Raw genomic sequence first — 8063 nt, forward strand, 5'->3', positions numbered from 1 at the left:
CGTCAGCACCACGGCTACCTGGTTCGCCGTGACGCGCGGGAGCATCCGCCTCCAGGTCGCGTGGGACCACGAGCTCGAGGTCAGCGTGACCGCGACAGGGCGCCGCTACTTCCCGGAACGCACCCACACGCACGCCATCCTGCGGATCTCGCACCCGGGGAGCATCCGCGTCGAGACCACCTACGTGGACCTGACGCAGGTGGCCGACGACGTGCCGTTCTCGGTGACGTCGCACACGACACGGGACGGCGAGGGTTGGCGCACCGCTGTGCACGCGGTCAATCTGGATGCCGAGCCGATCCAGGTGCGGATCGCGGGTGTCGGGGGCCCGGCGGACACGCTCGCCCTCGCTCCCGGCCAGGGCGGCGTGGTGACCTCGGTACGTCGCACAGCCCCGCAGGGGCGCGGCGTCGCGGTGGCCAGGACCCGCGGCGCGGGCAGGCCCCGGGTGGCCCGCTTGCCGTTCGACGTGTGAGGCTGTCGCGATGAGCCACGACTACGCGTCGAAGATGCTCGCGTGCTGGCGAGGCAAAGCCGTGGGCGGCACTCTCGGGCAGACGTTCGAGGGCCTCGAGGGTCCGCTCGACGCCGACTTCTATCATCCGGTACCCAGCGGCATGGTGCCCAACGACGACCTCGACCTGCAGGTGCTGTACGCCTGCGTGCTCGACCAGGAGCCCGAGCCCCGCGTGGACCGGCACCGGCTCGCGCAGGCGTGGGCGGACCACGTGGCGTTCCCGTGGAATGAGTACGGCGTGGGCATGCGGAACCTTGCCGAGGGTCTGCAGCCGCCGCTGACAGGGAGCTACGACAACTGGTTCACGTGCGGCGAAGGCGCGGCGATCCGTTCCGAGCTGTGGGCGTGCCTGGCTCCCGGAGACCCGGACCTCGCCGCCGCCTACGCCTACGAGGACGCCTGCTTCGACCATGCCGGTGACGGCATCGTGGCGGCCCAGCTGCTCGCGAGGATGCAGGCGCTCGCATTCCGGCACCACGATGCCGAACGGGGCACGATCGAGCGGATCCTCGATCAGGCGCTGGCTGCGACCGATCCCACGAGCGGGATCGCCGGCGTGGTCAGCGACGTGCGCCGCTGGCACACCGAGGGACTGTCCTGGCAGGCGGTGCGGGAGCGGATCGTGGCGGCCTACGCCGGCGACGACTTCACCGACGTCCGCCCTAACACCGGGTTCGTGGTGCTCGGGCTGCTTGCCGGTCACGACTTCGCCGAGCGGATCCTGATCACGAACAACTGCGGCTTCGACACCGACTCCACCACAGCGACCGTGGGCGCTCTGCTCGCCATCCTCGATCCCGCCTCGATCCCCGCCCGCTGGCTCGCACCCATCGGCGACGACCTGGTCCTCAACCCGGAGATCACCGGCATCGAGGCGCCGCCGAGCATCGCCGCGTTCGCCGATCTGGTGGCGCGGTTGCGCGACCGGATCGCCGGCCGTGCCCCTGATCCAGCCCCCGATGGCGGCGAGCCGACATCGGTCCGAGGCCTCGCCGTCGGGCGTGCCTGGGTGAGCACCGATCGCGAGACGTGGGAGGGCCGCGATCTCACCGGCCTGCCGCACCCGGGCGCTCCGCTGCCCGATTTCGGGGTCCCGTCCGAGCAGACCGAGTTGCCGGGCACGTGGACACGGATGCGCCGTGAGGAGTTCGCCTCGCCGATCCTGCTGCTCACCTACCCGCTCGATGGCCGCGGCTCGGAGCAGGTGCGCCTCGTGGTCAACTGCACCGAGCACATGCGGGTGTGGCTCGACGGCGGGTACCTGTTCGGTGCGCAAGGCAGCCAGTATCTGTTCCCCTCACCGCACAGTGCGCCACTGGGCCAGTTCATCGACATCGACCTGCCGGCCGGCGCGCACGAGCTGACGATCGCGATCCGGCGGCCGCCGCGGCATCGTGACGTGGCCGAGTGGGTCGTGGGTCTGGCCGAACGGCCCTCGATGCTCTGGGTCCCGTTCGCGATGCGAACAACCACGGAGCCGATCGGTGCCGCACCCGTCAGCGGTGACGCACCAGGTCGTTGACGGCGCGCAGCACGGGATAACGCGTCAGTTCGCCTTCGCGTCCGGGCGGCACGTTCGAGACCCGGATGGCGGCGGACTCCCCCGGTAGCAGCGTGATCAGGGCCTGGTCCGCCTCGGCTTCCGGGCTTACCCGGTCGGCGAACAGGCACAGGTCACGCACCAGCCCGCGGGCGGTGATGCTCACGACCACGTCCTCGCCGGTGCGCTCCACCTCGACCTCCACATCGAGCGGCTGGTACGCGAGATCTCGATCCTCCGCGAATGCGTGGATGGCGCGGGCGCCGCTGGACGAGGTGAGCACGAGCAGTTCGGCGCTCACGTCGCCCGGCTCACTGAGCGCGGCCGGCAACGGTAGGCGACACGCGCCGAAGCCGGGCGCCGCCAGCGTCAGCGTGCCGCTGGCCTGCACGGTGCCGTCGACGCGGATCCGGGAGACCGTGACCTCCTCCTGCCACGGCTCACTGAGGTCGTTGACCGCGACTGCCACCAGGCCACCGCCGGCGTCAGGCTGCACCGTGAGCAGACGCGGGGCGAACGCCTGCCGCAGCGCGTACCAGAGCGGCTTCTTGCGGCCGTCGCCATCGACCGCGGCCCAGGACGTCACGGGCCAGCAGTCGTTCAGCTGCCACACGATCGCGCCCTGGTTCTTCGGCCGCAGCGACCGGAAGTGCTCGAGCCCGAACGCGATCGCGCGCGCCTGGTTCAGCTGCATCGCGAAGTGCCAGTCGGTGATGTCCGTGGGCACGTCGAGGTGAGTCTGCAGGCCCCGGGCGAGCTTGCCGTTGCCGTCCTCCGCCTTCTGGTGGTGCCGCATCCCCGGTGAGGACGGCGTGAGCGGGTCGTCGTGCACGGCTCGGGTGAGCGTGGACCACGTGGGCGGGCCTTGCCACCCGAACTCCGAGACGAACCGTGGCTCGACCGAGCGGTACTCCGTGTAGTCGAGCCGGTTCCACACCCGCCACTCGTGTGCGCAGCCATGCGCGGGATCGTTGGGGTGAAGGTCCTCGGACCCTGAGTACGGGCTGCCCGGCCAGTAGGGACGTGACGGATCGATCTGCGCCACCACGGCAGGCAGGTCCTCGAGGTAGTAGCCGCGACCCCACTCCCTGCCCTGCAGGATCGGCTGCCACTGCCAGTCCTGGAAGCCCCACAGGCACTCGTTGTTGCCGTTCCACAGCACGAGGCTCGGGTGCGGCATCAACCGAGCCACGTTGTCCTTCGCCTCGGCGATCACCTCGCTGCGCAGCGGTTCGTCCTCGGGATAGCCCGCGCACGCGAAGAGGAAGTCCTGCCACACGAGCACGCCACGCTCGTCGCACTCGGCGTAGAAGTCCTCGCTCTCGTACACGCCGCCGCCCCAGACGCGCAGCAGGTTGAGGTTGGCCTCGACCGCCTGGCCGATCCGTGCCTTCAGCCGGTTGCGATCCACGCGCGGCAGGAAGCAGTCGTCGGGGATCCAATTGGCGCCCCGAATCGGCACAGGTGCGCCGTTGATCTCGAAGCCGAAGGACGTGCCGTGCTCATCGGGCTCGGTCACGAGCCGCAGGGTTCGGAAGCCCACTCGTGTGGTGTGGTGGTCGACGACGGCGTCCGCACTCGTGAGCGTGAGGCTCACCTCGTAGAGGGGCTGGTCTCCGAGTCCGACGGGCCACCACAGGCGGGGGTCGGGTACGTCGATCTGAAGCCGAGCGGTGCCGGCAGCAACGTCGGCCCGTGCGGTTCCGCCATCGATCGTGGCAGTGAGGTGAAGGATCTCAGGAGCGCCTGGCGGCACCTCGACCTCGACGTCCAGCACCACCGTGCCCACGGAGCTCTCGACCGTGGCGGTGGGGCGGACCGAGGCCAGCCGGCCGCCGTCGACGTGCACGAGCCGCGCCTCCCGCCAGACCCCAGCGGTGACGAGGGTGGGACCCCAGTCCCACCCGAAGTTGCTCGCGTTCTTGCGGATGAAGTTGAAGGGCGTCGGGTACGCATTCGGCTGCGCGCCGGACCGCTCCTGGTACGCCTCCGCGTGGCGCCAGGCGGAGTCGAATCGCACCTGCAGCCGATTGCTTCCCACCTGCAGGGTGTCAGCCAACGGGACCGTGTAGCGGCGGTGCATGTTCTGCGTCTGCGCGATCTCGGTGCCGTTGAGGCTCACCGTGGCTACGGTGTCGAGCCCGTCGAACTCGAGGTGCACGGCGGTGCCGGTCCGCAGCCGGCCGTCGGCGAACCAGTGCGCAGGCGCGTCGATATCGCACTCGTAGAGCCAGTCCTGGTGACCGATCCACGCGAGCACCTCCTCGTTGTCGTCAAGGTAGGGATCGAGGATCAGATCGGCGTCCAGCAGGTCGAGGTGCACCGTGCCGGGCACGCGTGCCGGGATCGGCAGCGCCGCCTCGACGTTCGGTGGCACACCGGGTCCAGGTGCGCCCGCGAGCCGCAACTGCCATCCATCACCGAGCACCGTTCGAGTCGTCACGGCAGTCACGCTAGTCATGCCGGGCCACCGCACCGACCGGCCGGATCTCGGTCAGCGCACCCGTGTAGTGGCGCAGGTCATGGCGCACGTACGGGAACCGCGCGAGCGCATCGGCGTCTAGTTCGATGCCCAGGCCCGGCGCGGTCGGGATCGCCGCCCGGCCGCTTCGCACCGGCTCCTCGGAGATCACGATCTCGGAGCGCCACGGGACATCGGTCGCCATCGTCTCGAGCAGGCCGAAGTTCGGCACGCACGCCGCGAGTTGCAGCGTGGCAGCGTTCGCGACCGGACCCGAGGGGTTGTGCGGCGCGAACCCGATCTGCGCCATCTCCGCCAGGCCGGCGACCATGCGCGCCTCCCAGATCCCGCCCACGTGCGAGACGTCCGGCTGCAACACATCCGCGGCACCGGCGTCGATCACCTCGCGGAAGTCCCAGCGCGTGGTCATGCGTTCACCGGTGCCGATCGGTGTGGAGGTGGCCTGCCGCACCTGAGCGAGTGCCGCGGCGTTGCCCGGGATCAGCGGCTCCTCGAGCCACAGCACCTCGTACTCCTCAAGTGCCCGCGCGATGCGCAGCGCCGTGGGCACCTCGAACCGCCCGTGCGCCTCGATGATCAGGTCCGCATCGTCGCCGACGGCGGCCGCGACGGCGTCGACCACCTCGAGCGCCTGCCGCAGCTCGCCGCGATCGAGGGTGCGGAACGCCGAGCCGAACGGGTCCCACTTGAGCGCGCGATATCCCCAGTCGACCGCCGCCCTGGCCCGCTCTGCGAACTCGGCCGCACTGCGCGCCCCCGCGAACCAGGCGTTCGCGTAGCAGTCCACCTCGCGGCGCACCGCACCTCCGAGCAACTGGTGGACCGGCACCCCAAGTGCCTTGCCCTTGAGGTCCCACAGTGCCATCTCGATGCCCGAGAGCGCGCTGGTGAGCACCACGCCGCCACGCCAGTACGCATCGCGATAGGCGTGCTGCCACCAGCTCTGGATGTCGTTCAGGTCGCACGCCGCCACGCTCGGCTCCAGCGCATGCAGGGCCGCCTCGACCGTGTGCTCCCGGTACTCGAGCGTGGCTTCGCCCCACCCGACCAGTCCATCCTCGGTCTCGAGCCGGACGAACACCCAGTTGGTGCGGTAGGCATCGCAGACGTAGGTCGTCAGGCTGGCCAGCTTCATCCGCAGCTCCCGGTGCTCGCCGATGTGCTTCCCAGCAGAACCGGCACCCGGGCGTTGCCCGAGCACGTGATCGGACCCTCGATCGTGACGTCGGCGAGCACCACGTTGCCGCTGCCCGCCGCGATCTGCACCGGGCCGGTCACCGCCACGTCCTCCCACCACTGGACCGCACCGGCGCCCGTGCTGCTGACCGGGCCGGTCACGGCGGTGTCGGTCATGACCACGTGAGCATCGCCGTCCACCCGCACCGGCCCCGTCAGCTGCGAGCCCGTCACAACCAGGCTCCCGCCGTCGACGACCGTGACCGGTCCGCTGAGGTCGGCATCGCTCACGCAGATCGCCTCCCCTCCCGACACCGTCAGTGGCCCACCGTGGGTTCCGGTGATCTCGTTCTGGCACGGCACGTCAGCGAGCACGAGCTCCAGCACCGGCGCGGTCGCGCCCGACTCGCGGCTGAGCACCGATGCACCGTGTGCCTGGGTGTCCCCTGCCGCCTGCAGCAGCGCCAACCCGAGCTCGCCGCCCGCTTCGCTCTGCACCAACGCGGTGACGTCGACCGTGAGCTCCTCTCTGCTGGACGGCGAGAGGAACGTGCCTACCGGGGTGGACTCGATCGCTGGTCGGGTGTTCCACGTCAGGCCCGGCTCGGTCCAGTCGGTGCCGGCCTGGTGCACCGCCACCTCCATCGTCCGATCGACCGCCACGGAGGACCACACGTGCAGGGTGGCCGAGACCAGGTTCTCCACCGGCACGTCCGTCAGGTCGAACGCGAGGAACGCCTGCCGGGTGTAGCCCACGGCACTGCGGCCATCCTTGACGCTCATCGCCGAGAGGTGACCGAAGCTGTCATCGGACCACTCCCCATCACGCACGTAGCCATCGCGCACCGCGGGAATCGTCATCTGGGTGGGGTCGACCACCTGAACGGCGAGCCGCGCGAAGGCGAGGTATCCGTCGTCGTCCCGGAACCGCGCGGTGATCGCTGCGCTGCCGGGAGCCACACCGAGCACACGGCCGTCCGCGGTGACCGAGGCGACAGCCGGGTCGGAGCTGGTGATCGCGACGTCGGTCGGATCGAGCGCCACGCTCGAGCCGTCGCTGTAGCCGGCGGACACCGAGAGCTCGGCCATGTCCTGCAGATCGACCTGCAGCACTCCGGCGCCCAGGTCCAGCGACGCGATCCGGACCTCCGGCTGCGGCGCCTCGGGCCAGCTCTGCTCCCCCGAGTAGACCCGCAGCTCGGAGAGCGAGTTCCATGCGTTCGCGGAGTTCCCGTACCCGACCACGCGCACGTAGCGCGCCTGCACGGGTGTGAGGTCGTGCCGCTCGATCTCCAGCGTGGTGCCCGAGCTCACCGCCGGGGTGGCCGCGCTCCAGGTCACGCCGTCGAGCGAGGTCTGGACCTCGGCGTCATACACCCGCTGATCGCCCAGGCTCCAGGCCAACCCCACGCCGTCGACCGTACGAGGCTCATCGAAGTTCGCCTGGATCCAGTGGCCATCGCCCTGTGCCGACCAGAAGGTGCTCAGGTCGTGGTCGGTGGCGCGCTCGGCGGGGTTGGTCCCCACCACACTCGCCACCACATCGTTCGCGAACGGGTCCGCGAACGCCACCGTGTACCGGGCGGCGCACGGCTCGCTGCCCTCGGCGACGCACACCTGCGCCTCCCCCGGCAGCGCATCGACCTGGTCGATGGTGACCGCCGCGCCGGCGGCGGCCGTCGCGCTCACCACGGGCAGGCCCGCGCCCCCCGGTCGGTCGAGCAGGTACGTGCGGCCGTCAGGGGAGAATCCGGCGACCGTCTCGCCATCCACCTGCAGGTCGCTCAGCTCAGCCGGACCTGCCGGCTCGACGTTCCAGTCCGCCAGGTCGGTGACCGCCGGCAGCGGTCCGGGCTCGCCCGTCGGGAGCGGCTCCAGCAGCACGCTGAGCCGGAACTGCGCCGTCGGATCGGCCGTGACGACAAGCTTGCGCACCCCCGCGTTCGCTGTCTGCCCGTCCGGGTTCGGCGAGGTCGGCAACGGCACGGCGTCCATCACCGAGAACTGCGCACCGGCCGGGGCGTCGAGCAGCCGGGCCAGCATCGTGCGGCCGTTGAGCTCGAGCGTGGCGCTCTGGCCATCCGCCGCGACCTCGATCTGTGCGTTGGTGTGCATGAACCACCACGGGTCCACCGGCGAGGTCGCCGTCAGCTCGTCCTGCACGAGGAAGCGGCTGCGGCCGTCGATCATCGCCACGCCCCGCTGCCAGCTCGTCACGCCCTGCGAGGCGTACGCCTCCGAGAGGTCACCCACGGCGAAGCTGCCATCCGGCCCGGCGCCGGTCGCGATGATGCTGCCCGTCGCGGTTGTCGACTGACCGGTGGTCGCGTCGGGGTTGATGACGAGCG

4 protein-coding genes and 1 pseudogene are annotated in these 8063 nt (G+C 70.7%); 2 read left to right on the forward strand and 3 right to left on the reverse strand.

The genetic code is table 11. The features are described from left to right. Positions 1-475 (forward strand): annotated as a pseudogene (locus ACOJSN_RS03095) (hypothetical protein); the annotation flags it as partial. Between the two features lie 10 nt (positions 476-485). After that, a complete protein-coding gene (locus tag ACOJSN_RS03100; protein WP_420111047.1) occupies positions 486-2039 on the forward strand; it encodes an ADP-ribosylglycohydrolase family protein in 1554 nt (517 codons plus the stop codon). Here ACOJSN_RS03100 and ACOJSN_RS03105 read toward each other — a convergent pair. From ACOJSN_RS03105 to ACOJSN_RS03115, 3 genes are all read right to left on the reverse strand, one after another. Beyond that, positions 2014-4500, reverse strand: coding sequence for a glycoside hydrolase family 2 protein (locus ACOJSN_RS03105; protein WP_420111048.1), 2487 nt, complete (start codon positions 4498-4500; stop codon positions 2014-2016). The two genes, ACOJSN_RS03100 and ACOJSN_RS03105, sit on opposite strands and share 26 nt — an antisense overlap. A gap of 10 nt (positions 4501-4510) precedes the next feature. Then, positions 4511-5674 (reverse strand): galactonate dehydratase, encoded by a 1164-nt coding sequence (gene dgoD / locus ACOJSN_RS03110; RefSeq protein ID WP_420111049.1) that lies wholly within the window; start codon positions 5672-5674, stop codon positions 4511-4513. Next, the coding region (locus tag ACOJSN_RS03115) for a DUF7594 domain-containing protein (protein WP_420111050.1) at positions 5671-8063 on the reverse strand (2393 nt) is incomplete at its 5' end. The genes dgoD and ACOJSN_RS03115, both read right to left, overlap by 4 nt.

Origin of the sequence: Pseudactinotalea sp., from assembly GCF_048594945.1 — a bacterium.
Taxonomy (GTDB): Bacteria; Actinomycetota; Actinomycetes; order Actinomycetales; family Beutenbergiaceae; genus Pseudactinotalea.